General features: G+C 72.8%; 11 protein-coding genes. 5 read left to right on the top strand and 6 right to left on the bottom strand.

Translation table 11 applies throughout. The annotated features are described in order from the left end of the window. Positions 1–44: 44 nt before the first annotated feature. Both ACGFIR_RS16840 and ACGFIR_RS16845 read right to left on the bottom strand, forming a co-directional pair. Positions 45–1,865: a hypothetical protein gene (locus tag ACGFIR_RS16840; protein WP_393145888.1), complete on the bottom strand. Its 1,821-nt coding sequence runs from the start codon at positions 1,863–1,865 to the stop codon at positions 45–47. 190 nt (positions 1,866–2,055) lie between these two features. Continuing rightward, a complete protein-coding gene (locus tag ACGFIR_RS16845; RefSeq protein WP_393145890.1) occupies positions 2,056–4,455 on the bottom strand; it encodes a hypothetical protein in 2,400 nt (799 codons plus the stop codon). A gap of 153 nt (positions 4,456–4,608) precedes the next feature. Between ACGFIR_RS16845 and ACGFIR_RS16850 the strand changes: the two genes are divergently transcribed. Next, positions 4,609–6,018, top strand: a complete 1,410-nt coding sequence (locus ACGFIR_RS16850; RefSeq protein WP_392998022.1) for a class II fumarate hydratase — start codon at positions 4,609–4,611, stop codon at positions 6,016–6,018. A 62-nt stretch (positions 6,019–6,080) separates the two neighbouring features. Here ACGFIR_RS16850 and ACGFIR_RS16855 read toward each other — a convergent pair whose 3' ends face one another. After that, complete coding sequence (locus tag ACGFIR_RS16855) at positions 6,081–6,623, bottom strand: CGNR zinc finger domain-containing protein (protein ID WP_392998023.1); 543 nt, start codon at positions 6,621–6,623, stop codon at positions 6,081–6,083. Positions 6,624–6,698: 75 nt separating this feature from the next. Here ACGFIR_RS16855 and ACGFIR_RS16860 point away from each other — a divergent pair, with 75 nt between their 5' ends. Then, positions 6,699–7,661, top strand: a complete 963-nt coding sequence (locus tag ACGFIR_RS16860; RefSeq protein WP_392998024.1) for a DMT family transporter — start codon at positions 6,699–6,701, stop codon at positions 7,659–7,661. 94 nt (positions 7,662–7,755) lie between these two features. Next, a complete protein-coding gene (locus ACGFIR_RS16865; RefSeq protein WP_392998025.1) occupies positions 7,756–9,444 on the top strand; it encodes a S8 family serine peptidase in 1,689 nt (562 codons plus the stop codon). Between the two features lie 125 nt (positions 9,445–9,569). On the opposite strand, the gene ACGFIR_RS16870 is transcribed toward ACGFIR_RS16865, so the two are convergent. Together ACGFIR_RS16870 and ACGFIR_RS16875 are read right to left on the bottom strand one after the other, a co-directional pair. Then, positions 9,570–10,778 carry a hypothetical protein gene (locus ACGFIR_RS16870; RefSeq protein ID WP_393145892.1) on the bottom strand — a complete coding sequence of 403 codons (1,209 nt, stop codon included), beginning with the start codon at positions 10,776–10,778 and terminating at the stop codon, positions 9,570–9,572. A gap of 124 nt (positions 10,779–10,902) precedes the next feature. Further along, positions 10,903–11,550 (bottom strand): IclR family transcriptional regulator, encoded by a 648-nt coding sequence (locus ACGFIR_RS16875; protein ID WP_392998027.1) that lies wholly within the window; start codon positions 11,548–11,550, stop codon positions 10,903–10,905. 63 nt (positions 11,551–11,613) lie between these two features. On the opposite strand from ACGFIR_RS16875, the gene cysS reads away from it, so the two are divergent. Together cysS and rlmB are read left to right on the top strand one after the other, a co-directional pair. Further along, complete coding sequence (cysS, locus tag ACGFIR_RS16880; RefSeq protein WP_392998028.1) at positions 11,614–13,029, top strand: cysteine--tRNA ligase; 1,416 nt, start codon at positions 11,614–11,616, stop codon at positions 13,027–13,029. Continuing rightward, positions 13,029–14,162, top strand: a complete 1,134-nt coding sequence (rlmB, locus tag ACGFIR_RS16885; RefSeq protein WP_392998029.1) for a 23S rRNA (guanosine(2251)-2'-O)-methyltransferase RlmB — start codon at positions 13,029–13,031, stop codon at positions 14,160–14,162. Before cysS ends, rlmB begins: the two co-directional genes overlap by 1 nt. 58 nt (positions 14,163–14,220) lie before the next feature. Here rlmB and ACGFIR_RS16890 read toward each other — a convergent pair whose 3' ends face one another. Continuing rightward, positions 14,221–15,312 (bottom strand): ABC transporter ATP-binding protein, encoded by a 1,092-nt coding sequence (locus tag ACGFIR_RS16890; protein ID WP_392998030.1) that lies wholly within the window; start codon positions 15,310–15,312, stop codon positions 14,221–14,223. Positions 15,313–15,623 lie beyond the last annotated feature (311 nt).

Genomic DNA, 15,623 nt, shown 5'->3' on the forward strand with positions numbered 1-15,623 from the left:
AAAGGGGCGCCGGGCAGTGGCCCGGCGCCCCTCGTCTTCCTGCGTCAGCTCGCCCGGCTGGCGTAGAACGTGCCGCTGAAGGTCTCCGACACGATCCCGTCGCCGGTCCGCGTGTGGACGGTGATCCGGTGGATCCCGGCGGTCGTCGGGGTGTAGCCCACCGACGCCGACCCGTCAGGGCCCGCCGCGACCGTCACCGCCGGCCGACCGTCGAAGGAGTAGACGAACTCCGTCACCCCCGGCATGCCCGCCTGGAAGGCGAAGGTGCCCGGCGTGCCGGCGACCGCCCCCTGGACCTTGTTGATCGGGTACTCGACCGAGCTGACCGTGGGCTTGGTCGCCAGGTGGAACCGGTAGCTGCCCTCGCCGGACGGCAGGTCACCGGCCGTCCGGCTGCGGACGTACACGGTGTTGTAGCCCGGCTTCGTCGGCGTGATCGTGACCGTGGCCGTGCCGTCGGCGAGCGCCGGCACCGTCTGCTCCGGCCCGTCGTCGAGCCGGTACGTGTACTCGACGACGTCCTCCATGCGGGGTGCGAACGTCAGGGCGCGCGGCTGGCCGTACCCGGCCGTCGGGTTGGCGTCGGTGATCGTCGGGCTGGTGCTGCGCACCCGGAACACGTAGCTCGTGGCCGTGGAGCGGTTGCCCGCGAGGTCCACCGCCTCGACCGTGAGCGTGCTCGGCCCGTCCCGGTCGGGGGTGAGGGTGACGGTCGCCGAGCCGCCCGGGACGTCGGCCGCCACGTCGGTCGCCGGCTGCCCGGACACGCTGTAGCGGAATCGCACCGTGTCGGTGTCGCCGCCGGCCGAGAAGGTGAACTGGCCCGGGATGCCGGGACCGCCGTACCAGCCGTCGTCGGCCGGGTAGTCGGTGGAGCTGACCGTCGGCTGGGCGGGGCTGGTGGTGTCGACGGAGAACCGGCACTCCGCCGACCAGGCGGAGCTGGCGTGCTGGTCCGCCGCGCGGACCGCGAAGGCGTAGCTGCCGCCGTCGGCCATCGCGTCGGCGGGCACCGTGTACTGGAAGCGGCGTGGCGCGGCGAACGCCCCCGAGGTCGACTCCGTCCGCTCGTCGGGCCGGTCGACCGGCCACCACGCGAAGGTCGCCGTCACCTGCTCGACGAGGCCGGTCCCGTTCGCGTCCGGGTCGGTCACCTCGGCGGTGAGGGTCGGGGTGGCGGTGCCGGTCACCCGGTCGTCGGCGCAGTCCAGCCCGGCGACGGTGAGGGCGCCCGGCACGTCGGGGGCGGCGTTCGCGGTCAGCGAGATGCCCGGCGTCCGCAGCCGCCGGCCGTGGTGCTTGTTCTCCTCGTGGTCCCCGGGGACCCGGACCATCAGCGTGAGCGACTCCCGCCCGGCGTCGACCGCCTGCTGCACGGTCCGCGTGAGCGGCAGTTCGAGGTGGGCCGCCGGGCAGGGAGCGGCGGGGTCGAGGTCGCCGACCTTCTCCCGTACGGTCGGCGGGGCGTCCCAGGTCGGCGCGGTCGCCGGGGTGTCCGTGCGCCACAGTTCCAGCTCGCGCGGCCGGTCGCAGTCCGCGACCGCCGACTCCCCGGTGCGCAGCGTGGCGTCGATGATCTCCTTGCCCCGGTAGGGCGTGAGGTCGAAGGTGAGGTAGGCCCTGGTCGTGCGCTTGACCCCGGCGTTCTCCAGGGTGCCGACCGGGACGTCCGCCTCGGTGGCGGTGAAGGTCGCGCCCTGCTGCCGCGCGTCCGTGTAGCTCACGCTCGTCGGCGGGACCCAGCGGGTCGGTGCGGCGACGGCGGGTTGGGCGGTGACGACGACCGCCCCGGTGGCGGTCAGCAGTGCGGTGAGCCCCGTGGTGAGGAGCCGGCGCGGAGCGCGCCGTCGTCGTACGGCGGGCACGCCGATGGAACCCCGTTGACAGTGCAAGGTGGAAGACCCTCCGATGGAGTGCGAATACTTTTACGATCTTAAGTGCCTGGTCCCGGTGTCGGCCTCCGACTTTCGACCGTCCCCGGTACGCCGGCCGGACCCCGCCGCGTACGCGAGGGGCGCCGGGCCTGCTGCCCGGCGCCCCTCGACGTTGCCGTGGTCAGCTCCAGTCGATCCAGATGCCGTAGTACGCCTGACCGGAGACCACTCCGGCCGCCGTCCGGCTCCGGACGGTGATGTTGTGGCTGTACGGCGAGTCCGCCGTCCACGTCACCCTGGCCGTGCCGTCCGCGCCGACCGCGACGGTGCGCTCCGGGCCGCCGTCGATGGAGTAGACGAACTCGGTGCTGCCGGCCAGTTGGCTGGTGAACACGAACTCGCCGGTCTGGCCGACCACCGCCCCGCCATGGGGGCCGAACACGTCCGAGGTGACCAGCGGGCTCTTCGGGTCGACCCGGAACGAGTAGTACTGGGCATCCGTGACGATCCCGCCGGCCGTCCTGGCCCGCACCTGGAGCTGGACCCAGCCGCCGAACCCGCTGTCGAGGCTCCGCGGCGTCCACTCGACGGTGGCGGTGCCGTCGGCACCGGCCTCGACCGTCCGCTCCGGCTCGTCCGCGAACTGGTAGACGTACGAGGTGACGCCGCTCGTGCCGGCGTGCGGCGTGAACGTGAACGTGCCCGGGATGCCGGGCCCGCCACCGGTCAGGTTCCGCGGGTACACCTGCGAATCCACCTCGGGGGCGACGGAGGCCGCGTGGAACGAGTAGTAGGTGGACTCCGACTGCGTCCCGGCCCCGGTCCGGCTGAACACCTCGAGGGTGTGGCTCGACGCGTCGCGCGGGGTGTAGGTGATCGTCGCGCCGCCGTCCGGGCCGGCCGGCACAGTCTGCGGGTCGCCGTAGTCGAAGCTGTAGACGTACTCGACGACGTCGTCCATCGCCGGCCGGAACACGAAGGTGCCCTCGGTGCCCGCCGGCGTACCGGGCCACCCGTTGTCCGGCCAGTTCGGGGAGCTGACGAAGGGCGACGTCCGGACGTACAAGTTGTACTCCGCGTCGCCGGAGGGCACGCCGCCGCTGGTGCGGCTGCGCACCCGCAGCGTGTTCTGGATCTGGGTGGGGGTCACCGTCACCGTGGCGACGCCGTCGGCGTTGGCCGCGACGGTGCGTTCCTCGCCGTTGAACCACCACACGTACTCGGTCACGTCCGCCATGGCCGGCGAGAAGGTGATCTCCCTCGGCTGACCCAGCCGGCCCTCCGGGTTGCCGTCGGTGATTCGGGGCGCCGTGTCCCGGACCCAGAACTCGTAGTTGACCGTGACCGACAGGTTGCCGGTCCGGTCCACGCTGTACACCTCGATCCGGTGCGGACCGGGACGCTTCGCGGTGTAGGTGAAGGTGGCACCGCCGCCGGGTCCGTCGGCGGCCACCTGCCCTGACCCGTCGTAACCCCAGTACTGGTAGCGGACGACGTCGTCGGAGCCGTTGGCGCCCACGGTGAACCGACCGGGGACGTTCGGCCCGATGACGGACTGTTGCGGGTAGGGCGGGAAGTCCGTCGAGACGACCGTCGGCTCCGCCGGCTTGCGGGTGTCGACCGTGAACCGGCACTCCGGGGACCAGGCCGAGGTGTCCCCGTACTGGTCGGCCGAGCGGACGGCGAAGGCGTAGTGTCCGCCGTCGACCAGCTGCCCCTGCGGCACGACGTACCGGAACCGGGCGGGCGCGTGCATCGAGCTGGGCCACGTGTACTCGGTCCGCTCGGCGGGCCGGTCCACCGGCCACCAGGCGAAGGTCGCCGTGACATGGTCGCCGCCGCCGGTCTCGTTGACGTCCGGGTCGGTCAGCTCGGCCTGGAGTTCGGGCGTGCTGGTGCCGACGAAGGTGGCGTCCGTGCAGGCGACGCCGCCGACGCTCAGCTTGCCGGGCACGTCCGGAGCGGCGTTGTGCTCCAGCGAGAGACCGAGGTTGGTGATCCGCCGTCCGTGTTTGAAGGACTCCTCCGCGTCGCCGATCCGGATCATGAGGGTCAGGCTGTCCTGCTGGCCGGCGACCGCGGTGGCGACGGTTTCGGTGATCAGCTTGGAGAGGTAGCTCCAGGGGCAGGGCGCCTCCGGCAGGCTCAGATCGGCGATCTTCTTCCGCGCGGTGGGGGAGTTCTTCCAGGTCGGCGGGGTGACGGGGGTGTCGGTCCGCCACAGCTCCAGCTGTCGCGGCTTGTCGCAGTTGTTGACCGACTGCTCGCCGGTGATGGCGCGGGCGCTGATGATGCGCTGACCGTGGTACCGGGTCAGGTCGTAGGTGAAGTACGCCCGGGACGTGTGCCGGCCGCCGTCCGGGTCCTTCCACGTGCCGACCGGCACGGTGCCGTCGGTGGAGGGGAACGTCCCGGTGGGGCGCTCGGCGTCCGTGACGGCGACGCTGGTGGGCCGGAGGAAGGTGAGGCCGGCCGAGGCGGGCTGTGTGGTGACGGCCAGCGCGCCGGTGGCGGTGAGCAGGGTGGCGAGGCCGGTGGCCAGGAGTCGGCGCGGAACGCGCCGGTGGCGTGTGACGGGCACGCCGGCGGAACCCCCGTTGCTGTGCACGTTGGAGCCCTCCATTGAAGAGGCAGAATTTTTGCGAGTTTAAATCAATTAGTTGGCGCCGGGCGCCGGACTTTCGGCCGAGCCGGACTCGGCGATCATCTGCGAGTCCCTCGTCGAGGCGGCAGGATGGTACGCGTGACGACTCCAGAGGCGACGGGCTACCGGATCGAACGCGACTCGATGGGCGAGGTGGAGGTGCCCACCGAGGCGCTGTGGCGGGCGCAGACCCAGCGCGCGGTGCAGAACTTTCCGATCTCCGGCCGGGGCATCGAGCCGGCGCAGATCCGGGCGCTGGCCCAGATCAAGGGGGCGGCGGCCGAGGTCAACGGCGAACTGGGCGTGATCGACGCGAACGTGGCCGCGGCGATCGCCGCCGCCGCGGCGCACGTGGCCGACGGCGGCTACGACGACCAGTTCCCGATCGACGTGTTCCAGACCGGGTCCGGCACGTCGTCGAACATGAACACCAACGAGGTCATCGCCACGCTGGCCAGCCGGGAGCTGGGCAGCGACGTGCACCCGAACGACGACGTGAACGCCTCGCAGTCCAGCAACGACGTCTTCCCGTCCTCGATCCACCTGGCCGCCACCGAGGCCGTCGCACGGGACCTGCTGCCCGCGCTGGCCCACCTGGCGGAGGCGCTGGAGGGCAAGGCGGAGGAGTTCGAGACCGTCGTCAAGGCCGGGCGTACCCACCTGATGGACGCCACCCCGGTGACCCTCGGGCAGGAGTTCGGCGGGTACGCCGCCCAGGTCCGCTACGGCATCGAGCGGCTGGAGGGGGCGCTGCCCCGGCTGGCCGAGCTGCCGCTGGGCGGCACGGCGGTGGGCACCGGCATCAACACCCCGCTCGGCTTCGCCGCGAAGGTCATCGAGAAGCTGCGCGGCTCGACGGGGCTGCCGCTGACCGAGGCGCGCAACCACTTCGAGGCGCAGGGCGCCCGGGACGCGCTGGTGGAGACCTCCGGGCAACTGCGTACGATCGCCGTCGGCCTCTACAAGATCGCCAACGACATCCGCTGGATGGGCTCCGGCCCCCGCGCCGGGCTGCGCGAGCTGCGCATCCCCGACCTCCAGCCGGGCTCGTCGATCATGCCGGGAAAGGTCAACCCGGTGGTCGCCGAGGCGATGCGGCAGGTCTGCGCCCAGGTCATCGGAAACGATGCCGCCGTCGGGTTCGCCGGCTCCCAGGGCGACTTCGAGCTGAACGTCATGCTCCCCGTGATGGGTCGCAACCTGCTGGAGTCGATCCGCCTGCTCGCCGCGTCCAGCCGGCTCTTCGCCGACCGTCTGGTGGTCGGCCTGGTCGCGGACGCCGAGGTCTGCCTGGCGTACGCGGAAGGCTCGCCGTCGATCGTCACTCCGCTCAACCGCCACCTCGGGTACGACGAGGCCGCCTCGATCGCCAAGGAGGCGCTGGCCAAGCAGGTCTCGATCCGCGAGGTGGTGATCTCCCGGGGGCACGTCGACTCGGGCAAGCTGACCGAGACCCAGCTCGACGAGGCGCTCGACCTGCTCCGGATGACCCACCCCTGACCGGCCCCGTCCCGGTCCTGCGCCGGCCTCGCCCGGGCTCCACGTCAAAGACCGGCGGGACGTCAGCGGGCGGCGGACCTGCGGGCGCGGTAGGCGGTGACGGCGGCGCGGTTGCCGCAGCCCGCGTCGCAGAATCGTCGGGACCGGTTCTTGGACAGGTCCACGAGCACGTTCTCGCAGTCCGGGTGGTCGCAGATACGCAGCCGGCGCAGTTCGCCGGTGCGTACGAGATCCGCCAGCGCCATCGCGGCCTCGACGGCCATCCGCGTCGCCAGCGGCGCGTCGCGCGGCACGGCGTGGATGTGGTACGGCTCGTCGTCGTGCGTGATGAGCTGCGGCACCGCGTGGTTTTCGCGCAGCAGCCCGTTGACGATGGCGACGATCCCCTCCGTGTCGGCGTACCAGACGTGCCGCAGTCGGGGTCGCAGGTCGCGTACCGCCCGTAGCTCGTCCTCGGTGTGCTCGTGCCGCCCGCTGTAGGCGTGGGCGGCGAAGAACGCGTCCAGGGCGGCGACGTCGGGCAGCCCGTCACCGTCGCGGCGGTCGGTGTTCACCAGCGCGGCAACGGCGGTCAGAGAGCATTCCGTGTCATGGGTGAAGAGCAACTTGACTCCTGTCGGAGTGCCGACCTAGCGTCATCAGCATAGTGGCAGTTTGCTCATGACAGTGGGAGTGGATCGATGCGTCAACCCGCCGCCGGGCTCGGTCTCGGCCTCGCCCTGCTCTCCGCCGTCACCTTCGCCACGTCGGGAACGTTCGCCCGGTCCCTCATCGACGCAGGCTGGTCGGCCGAGTCGGCCGTGATCGTCCGGGTCGGCGTCGCGGCGCTGGTGGTGGCGATTCCGGCGGTGCTGTCGCTGCGCGGCAAGTGGGACGTGCTGCGCCGCAACCTCGCCACCATCGGCGTGTTCGGGCTGCTCGGGGTCGCGACGGCCCAGGTCTGCTTCTTCAACGCGGTCCGCTACCTGCCCGTCGGCGTCGCGCTGCTGCTGGAGTACCTCGGCATCGTCCTGGTGGTGGGCTGGATGTGGCTGGCCCACGGGCAGCGCCCCCGTCGGCTGACCGTCGCCGGCTCGGTGGCGGCCCTCGCCGGACTGTTCCTCGTCCTGGACCTGACCGGCGCCGGCCGGCTCGACCCGGTGGGCGTGCTCTGGGGGCTCGGGGCGGCGGTCGGCCTCGCCGGCTACTTCGTGCTCGCGGGGCGGGTCGACGAGAAGTTGCCTTCCGTGGTGCTGGCCAGCGGCGGCATGGCCGTCGGAGCCGCCGTCCTGCTGTTGCTCGGCGCGGTCGGGGCGCTGCCCCTGCGGGTCGCCCTCGGCGAGGTCACCTTCGCCGGGCAGCGCACCAGTTGGCTGGTGCCGGTGGTCGGCCTGTCACTGGTCGCCGCCGTCGTCGCGTACCTCGCCGGGATCGCCGGCACCCGGATCCTCGGCGCCCGGCTGTCGTCGTTCGTCGGGTTGACCGAGGTGATGTTCGCCGTCCTGATCGCCTGGCTGGTGCTGGGTGAACTGCCCACCGTGGTGCAACTGGTCGGTGGCGCACTGATCGTCGCCGGCGTCGCCCTCGTGCGTGTCGACGAGCTGCGCACACCCCGCGCCGACGACCGACCGGAGTCGCGCGCCGCCGAGCCCGCCCTGCCGTGACGCCGAGGCGGTCGACGGCCGATGCCGCGGTGGCGGAATGCGCTGCGGTGTTGTCTGATGTCTCCCACGTCCCTCAACGAGAGGATCCGATGTGGTGAGCAAGCGCTTCACCGCCGGTGCCGTCGCGACCGCGACCGCGCTGGCACTCGCGGTGACGGGCATGAGCGTGCCGGCCAGTGCCGAGCCGACCAGTGCCCGTACCTTCACCGTCGTCGCCGAAGACGGTGTCTCCGCAGACGCGGCCATCGCCGCCATCCGGTCGGCCGGTGGCACGGTGGTCTCCCGGTCCGACGAGGTCGGCATGTTCCGGGTGACCAGTGACCGGGCCGACTTCGCCGCGAAGGCGACCGCCGCGTCGGCGCTGATCGGCGCCGCCGAACAGAAGGCGATCGGCCGCAAGCCGAAGCTCGACCGGGTCGAGCAGGAGCACCTGCTGGCCGCCGCGGCGGCCAAGGGCGGTGGTGCCAAGCGTGGCAAGAAGATGGACCCGCTGGACGACAAGCTCTGGGGCCTGGAGATGATCCGGGCCGACCAGGCGCGCAAGATCGAGCCGGGCGACCGCCGGGTCACCGTCGGCGTCCTGGACACCGGTGTGGACGCCAGTCACCCGGACATCGCGCCGAACTTCAACTGGGCGCTGTCCCGCAACTTCGCCCCCGACATCGTCGACGTCGACGGCGAGTGCGAGGTGGCGAGCTGCCTCGACCCGGTCGGCACCGACGACGGCGGGCACGGCACCCACGTGGCCGGCACCATCGGCGCCGCCGCCAACGGCTTCGGCCTCTCCGGCGTCGCCCCGAACATCTCCCTGGTCGAGCTCAAGGGCGGCCAGGACTCCGGCTACTTCTTCCTGGAGCCGGTGGTCAACTCCCTGCTGCATGCCGGGAGGACCGGTCTCGACGTGGTCAACATGTCCTTCTACGTCGACCCGTGGCTCTTCAACTGCACCGCCAACCCGGCCGACTCCCCGGAGGCCCAGGCCGAGCAGCGGGCCACCATCGAGGCCATGAAGCGGGCGCTGACCTACGCCCACAGCCGGGGGGTCACCCTCGTCGGCGCGCTGGGCAACAACCACGAGGACCTGGGCGACCCGCGGACCGACTCGTCGAGCCCGAACTACGGTGACACCGCGCCCTACCCGCGCGAGATCGACAACGACGGCTGCTGGAACATGCCCACCGAGGGACCGAACGTGATCAGCGTGTCGTCGGTCGGCCCGTCGGGCAAGAAGTCGGACTTCTCGAACTACGGCACCGAGCAGACCGCCGTGGCGGCGCCGGGCGGCTGGTTCCGCGACGGCTTCGGCACGGACACCTACCGCACCGACGCCAACATGATCCTCTCGACGTACCCCAAGAAGGTGCTCCAGGAGGAGGGCTCCGTCGACGCGGACGGCAACATCGTCGCCGGCTACGAGGAGAGCGTCTTCAAGGAGTGCAAGGCCAACGGTGAGTGCGGGTACTACACCTACCTGCAGGGCACCTCGATGGCGGCCCCGCACGCCTCCGGTGTCGCCGCGCTGATCGTCAGCAAGCACGGCAAGAAGGACCGCCAGGGCGGCTTCGGCATGGCGCCGAAGCTGGTGGAGCAGCACCTCTACCGCACGGCTGCCGAGCGCGCCTGCCCGCAGCCGCGCCTGGTGTCGTACGCCAACGAGGGCCGCGACGCCGAGTTCGACGCCTACTGCGCCGGCGGGCTCAACTTCAACGGCTTCTACGGCTACGGCATCGTGGACGCCTACGCGGCGGTGAAGACCCCGCTCAAGCCCAACGCCCGCCCGTAACGGCGGACGGCAGGGGCCCGGTCGACTCGTTCGGCCGGGCCTCTGGCATGTCCGGCGGAGGACGCCCGCGTCCGTACGAGCGGATGGTGCGCGACGACCGCCGGACGGTGCTGCGCCAGCCCCGGTCACGGGCGCCAGCCCCGGGCGCCGAGCGCGGCACGGACCTCGCGCAGGACGTTCGGGAAGTCGTGGCGCAGCCGCCTGCCGGTCACCGGCAGCACGAGCCAGCCGGCCCCGCCGAGCCGCGCGATCCGGTCGAGGTGCCCGCCACCGGCCTCGGCGTGCCGTACCTCCTGGACGACGGCGACGCGGTACGCCGGCCACGTCAGGTCGGCGTGCACGACCAGCCCGGAGGCGACCCGGACCGGGTGCCGGACGGCGGGACGCGGCAGCCCGGCCAGCGTCAGCCGTACCCGCAACTCGGACTCGGCCGGCGACCGGGCGCCGGGGTCCGCCAGCTCGAACACCCAGCGGGCCCGCCGACCGCCGGGCCGGTCGGCGTTGCGGTCGGCGACCTCGGCGAGGGCCTCGCGGCTCGTCAGCCCCTGCCGGAGCAGCGCGTCGACGATGCCGACCGCGCGCAGCGGCTCCAACCAGACCGCCGTCTCCCACGCCGCCGACGCCGGATCCGTGCCCACCGGCGGTCCGGCGGTCCGCAGGTCGGCCACCCGCAGGCCGCCCCCGGACGGGCGGGCCGCGACGCTCCGGTCGTCGGCCGGGCCGCGGCCGGGCGGGCCCTCGGCGGTGACGAGCCCGGATGGCCGGGCCGCGACGCTCCGGTCGTCGGCCGGGCCGCGACCGGGCGGGCCCTCGGCGGTGACGAGCCCGGATGGCCGGACCGCGACGCTCCGGTCGTCGGCCGGGCCGCGGCCGGGCGGGCCCTCGACGGCGACGAGCCCGGGTGCCCGGGCCGCGATGCTCGTGTCGACGAGGCCGGGTGGCCGGGCCGCGACGCTCGACGGCGGCGGCGCGTACGGCGGTGACGTGGCCGGGCCGGTGGAGTGCACGCGCAGGCCCCGCTGCGGGCCGAGGCGCATCGTCCTCGGGACGAGGACGTGCACGTCGTCGGCGAAGGACGCGGCGTGCTCGACGCCGTGCAGGTAGGCCGCCGAGGGGCCGGCGACGACCGCCTCGGGCGGCAGCCGCAGGGCGGCGGCCCGACAGGCCAGGGCGTGGTCGCGGGCGAGCCGGGCGTCGGCGTAGACGTCGTGGCGCAGGCGTAGCCAGGCCGAACTGCGCAGTTGGTGCTCGGTGACGAGCCCCTGTCGGATCGCGTCCGAGCCGCGGAAGACCTGCCAGGCCAGGACGCCGGGACGGTGCGGTGGAGATGGCATGTGGGCAGCGTGCCCGCCGTCCGGTACCGCGCGGCACCCCTGTGGACAACCGCGATCGTCCCGAGCGGTGCCGACTGTGGACAACCGGCACGGCGGCCCTCGGATGTGGTAGAGGAGCGTCCTCTCAGGAGAGGGCGGCGGCGATGGCGGTGGCGGCGGCGAGGACCTGCGCGCCGACCACCTCGGCGTCGAGCGGGGCCAGCGCCACCACCCCGACGCTCGCCTCCAGACCGGGCACGCCGAGCACCGGGGCCGCCACGCCGTACGCCCCGTGCTGAAGTTCGCCGGCGGTGCTCACCGGGCCGGCGGCGCCCGACCTGCCGGCGAGGATGGCCCGCCCGGCCGCACCGCGCTCCAGCGGGTGCCGCGCCCCCGTCCGGTACGCGACGTGGAACGACGTCCAGCTCGGCTCGACCACGGCCAGCGCGACCCCCTCGCCGCCCTCGACCACCGTCAGATGGGCGGTCGCGCCAGCCTGCTCCGCGAGGCGACGCAGCGCGGGCAGCGCCCCCTCGGCGAGCAGCGGTTGGGCGCGCCGGGCCAGGTGCAGCACCCCGGCGCCGAGGCGCAGCCGGTTGTCGCCGTCGCGGCGCAGCATGCCGTGCGCGGCGAGCGCGCCGACCAGCCGGTACACCGCCGCCCGGCCGACGCCCAACCGGTTCGCCGCCTCGGTGACGGTGAGCCCGCCCGGCGCGTCGGCGACCAGGTGCAGCAGCCGCAACCCCCGGTCCAGCGTCTGCGCCGTCTCCCCGCCCCGCGCCGTCGTCTCCACGACGAGCAGCGTACGACCCGGCTCCGGACGACCCAGAAATGCGGGGACGGCTACCCTTGTACGGTGACGCTACGCCTGTATGACACCGCCACCCGATCGGTGCGGGACTTCGTCCCGCGGGAAGCCGGCAAGGTGGGGGTCTACCTGTGTGGTCTCACCCTCCAGGCCCCGCCGCACATCGGTCACCTTCGCTCCGGCGTCAACTACGACGTGCTGCGCCGCTGGCTGCTCGCCACCGGCTACGAGGTCACCTTCATCCGCAACGTGACCGACATCGACGACAAGATCCTGGTCAAGGCGATGGAGCAGGGCCGGCCGTTCTGGTCGATCGCGTACGCCAACGAGCTGATCCTGACCGAGTCCTACCGGGCGCTCAACGTGCTGCCGCCGACGTACGAGCCGCGGGCCACCGGGCACATCCCGGAGATGCACGAGCTGATCGCCAAGCTGATCGCCGACGGGCACGCCTACCCGGCCACCGACGGCTCCGGCGACGTCTACTTCGACGTCTGCTCCTGGCCGGCGTACGGCTCCCTGTCGGGGCAGTCGCCGGACGCGATGCAGTCCGCCGGGGACGCCCCCGACCGGGGCAAGCGCGACCCGCGCGACTTCGCGCTGTGGAAGGGCGCCAAGCCCGACGAGCCGGCGGACGCCTACTGGCCGTCGCCGTGGGGGCGGGGCCGGCCGGGCTGGCACATCGAGTGCTCGGCGATGTGCTGGCGCTACCTCGGCGCCGAGTTCGACATCCACGGCGGAGGGCTGGACCTCACCTTCCCGCACCACGAGAACGAGATCGCCCAGTCGCAGGCCGCCGGGCTGCCGTTCGCCCGCTACTGGGTGCACCACGGGCTGCTCAGCATCGGCGGCGCCAAGATGGGCAAGTCGCTCGGCAACGCCCTCGACCTGACGTACGTCGCCTCGCTCGGGGTGCGCCCGGTGGAGCTGCGCTACTACTACGCCGCCGCCCACTACCGGTCCCGGATCGACTACTCGGAGGACGCGCTGCGCGAGGCCGCCGTCGCGTACCGCCGGATCGAGGGGTTCGTGCAGCGGGCCGTCGAGCGCGTCGGCGCGGGCCAGCTCGGCGAGTTGCCGGGCGCGTTCGCGGCGGCGATGGACGACGACCTGAACACCTCCGCCGCGTTCGCCGTCCTGCACGAGGTGGTCCGCGACGGCAACACCGCCCTGACGGGCGGCGACGATGTGACCGTCCGCACCGCGCTGGCCGCGGCCCGGGCCATGCTGGATATCCTCGGGGTCGACCCCCTCGACCCGGTGTGGACCGGTGGCGGTCGCGCGGACGACCTGCGCGGCGTGGTGGACTCACTGGTCGCGCTGGCCCTGGAACAGCGCGCACAGGCCCGCGGTCGCAAGGACTGGGCTGCCGCCGACGCCGTACGCGACCAGCTCAAGCAGGCCGGCGTGGTGGTCGAGGACACCCCCCAGGGCCCCCGTTGGACTATTGGAGAGCAGGACTGATGGCCGGCAACTCGCAGCGCCGTGGCCGGCGACTGACGCCGAAGGCGGGAGCCCCGAAGGGCTCCGGTGGCAAGAACAGGGACGCCCTCGCCGGGCGGGGCAAGACCCTGCCCGCCGACGAGCGGCCCTGGCACAAGGCCTACTCGGGCACCGAGAAGCTGCCCCAGCGCACCGCCTGGAAGCAGGACAAGGAGCGTCGGGCGGCGGCCGAGGAGGGGCGCGCCCCCAAGATCGGCCAGCCGGGCAGCAAGGACACCACCTGGGGCAAGGGCGGCGGCCGGGGCGTGCCGGCAGGCGGCGGGCGCGGCACGGGCGGCCGGGGCGCCAAGCCCACCGGTCGCAGCGGCCCCCGGGTCGCCCCGGGCCGCAAGTCCAACCCGTCCAAGGACACGCCGGAGCTGCTGGTCGGGCGTAACCCGGTGCTGGAGTCGCTGCGCGCCCAGGTGCCGGCGACCGCGCTCTACACCGCGCAGGGCATCGACGCCGACGACCGGGTCAACGAGATCGTCCGGACGGCCGCCGACCGGGGCATCGCGATCCTGGAGATCAGCCGGGCCGAACTGGACCGGATGACCGGCGGCGTGCTGCACCAGGGCGTCGGCCTCCAGGTGCCGCCGTTCGCGTACGAGCCCTTCGAGGACCTCGTCGCGGCGGCGCTGGAGCAGACCGCCCCGCTGTTGGTGGCGCTGGACGGGGTGACCGACCCGCGTAACCTCGGCGCGGTGATCCGCTCCGCCGCCGCCTTCGGCGCGCAGGGCGTCTTCGTACCGGAGCGGCGTGCCGCCGGGATCACCGCGACCGCCTGGCGGACCAGCGCCGGCGCGGCGGCGCGGGTGCCGGTCGCCCAGGTGACGAACCTGACCCGCTCGCTGAAGGCCTGCCAGGACGCCGGCTTCATGGTGGTGGGCCTGGACGCCGACGGCGAGACCGAGCTCTACGACCTGGAGGCCGCCGTCGGCCCGCTGGTCGTGGTGGTCGGCTCCGAGGGCCGGGGGCTCTCCCGCCTGGTCGGTGAGACCTGTGACCTCACGGTCAGCATCCCGATGGTCTCCGACGTCGAGTCGCTCAACGCCAGCGTCGCCGCCGCCGTCACCCTGGCCGAGGTGGCGCGCCGCCGGGCCGCCGAGGGCTGATTCCGCAGACACGGAAGGGGCGGTCCGCCGATGGCGGGCCGCCCCTTCTCGTCGTACGTCAGATGCGGTTGCCGGTGCCCGCGTTGAAGACGTGGCTGCGGCCCTCGCGCGGCTTGACGAACACGGTGTCGCCCATGTTCGGCATGCTGCGCCGGTCGGTACGGACCACGAAGCGCTCGTTGTTGCCCTCGAGCGCGGCGTGGCCGTAGATGTTGGCGTCCGAGCCGAGGTCCTCGACCAGCTCGACGACGACCGGCATGCCGCCCTCGGTCGGGCTGACCAGGTCGCAGTCCTCGGGACGGAAGCCGACGGTCACCTTGTTCTCGCCGCCGTCGGCGCGGGCCGCCTCGACCTGCTCCCGGGTGAGCGGGATGTGCAGGTCGGCGAAGGCGGCGCCCCGCTCGCTCAGCGGAACGGTCTTGATGTTCATGGCGGGCGAGCCCATGAAGCCGGCGACGAAGACGTTGGCCGGGGTGTCGTAGAGCGCACGCGGGGTGTCCACCTGCTGGAGCACGCCGTCGAGCATGACCGCCACCCGGTGACCCATGGTCATGGCCTCGACCTGGTCGTGGGTGACGTAGACGGTGGTGACGCCCAGCTTGGCCTGCAACGAGGCGATCTGCGTACGGGTCTGCACACGCAGCTTCGCGTCGAGGTTCGACAGCGGCTCGTCCATGAGGAAGACCTGCGGCTCGCGGACGATCGCCCGGCCCATGGCCACCCGCTGGCGCTGACCGCCGGAGAGGGCCTTCGGCTTGCGGCTCAGGAACTCCTCCAGCTGGAGCAGCGCCGCCGCCTCCTTGACCCGCCGGTCGATCTCGGCCTTGGAGGTCTTGCGCAGCTTGAGCGCGAACGCCATGTTCTCGTACACCGTCATGTGCGGGTAGAGGGCGTAGTTCTGGAAGACCATCGCGATGTCGCGGGCCTTCGGCGGCAGGTGGGTGACGTCCCGGTCGTCGATGTGGATCGAGCCCTGGTCGACGTCCTCCAGGCCGGCGAGCATGCGCAGGCTGGTGGACTTGCCGCAACCGGAGGGACCGACCAGGACGAGGAACTCGCCGTCGCCGATCTCCAGGTCGAGCTGGTTGACGGCGGGACGCTCCGTGCCCGGGTAGATCCGGGACGCCTTGGAGTAGGTGACCGTAGCCATGGTGGGGTGCTTCCTTTCACCGGCAGGAACGTGCCGGACGATCCGAGTGGAAGGAGCGGCCGGCCCGAGGAGCGGCCGACCCACAGGCAACCTCTCGATGATCGAGGTGTCGTCTGTGTCACTGCACGGTAAACGGGTTTCCGCCACCTGCCAAGGCGGGGCGCATCGGATGCGACCGACCGCATAGACATTCCGGGCAGTCGGGCACGGGGAGACATCAATCGACCGTCGATGTTGGTCCGACGCAGGGGGACAACGACGTTTCCGGTGGTCGGGGCGCCTGCCGAGGGGGAAATCCGGACGTCAGTCGC

This window comes from Micromonospora sp. NPDC049051, from assembly GCF_043197575.1.
Classification (GTDB): domain Bacteria; phylum Actinomycetota; class Actinomycetes; order Mycobacteriales; family Micromonosporaceae; genus Micromonospora.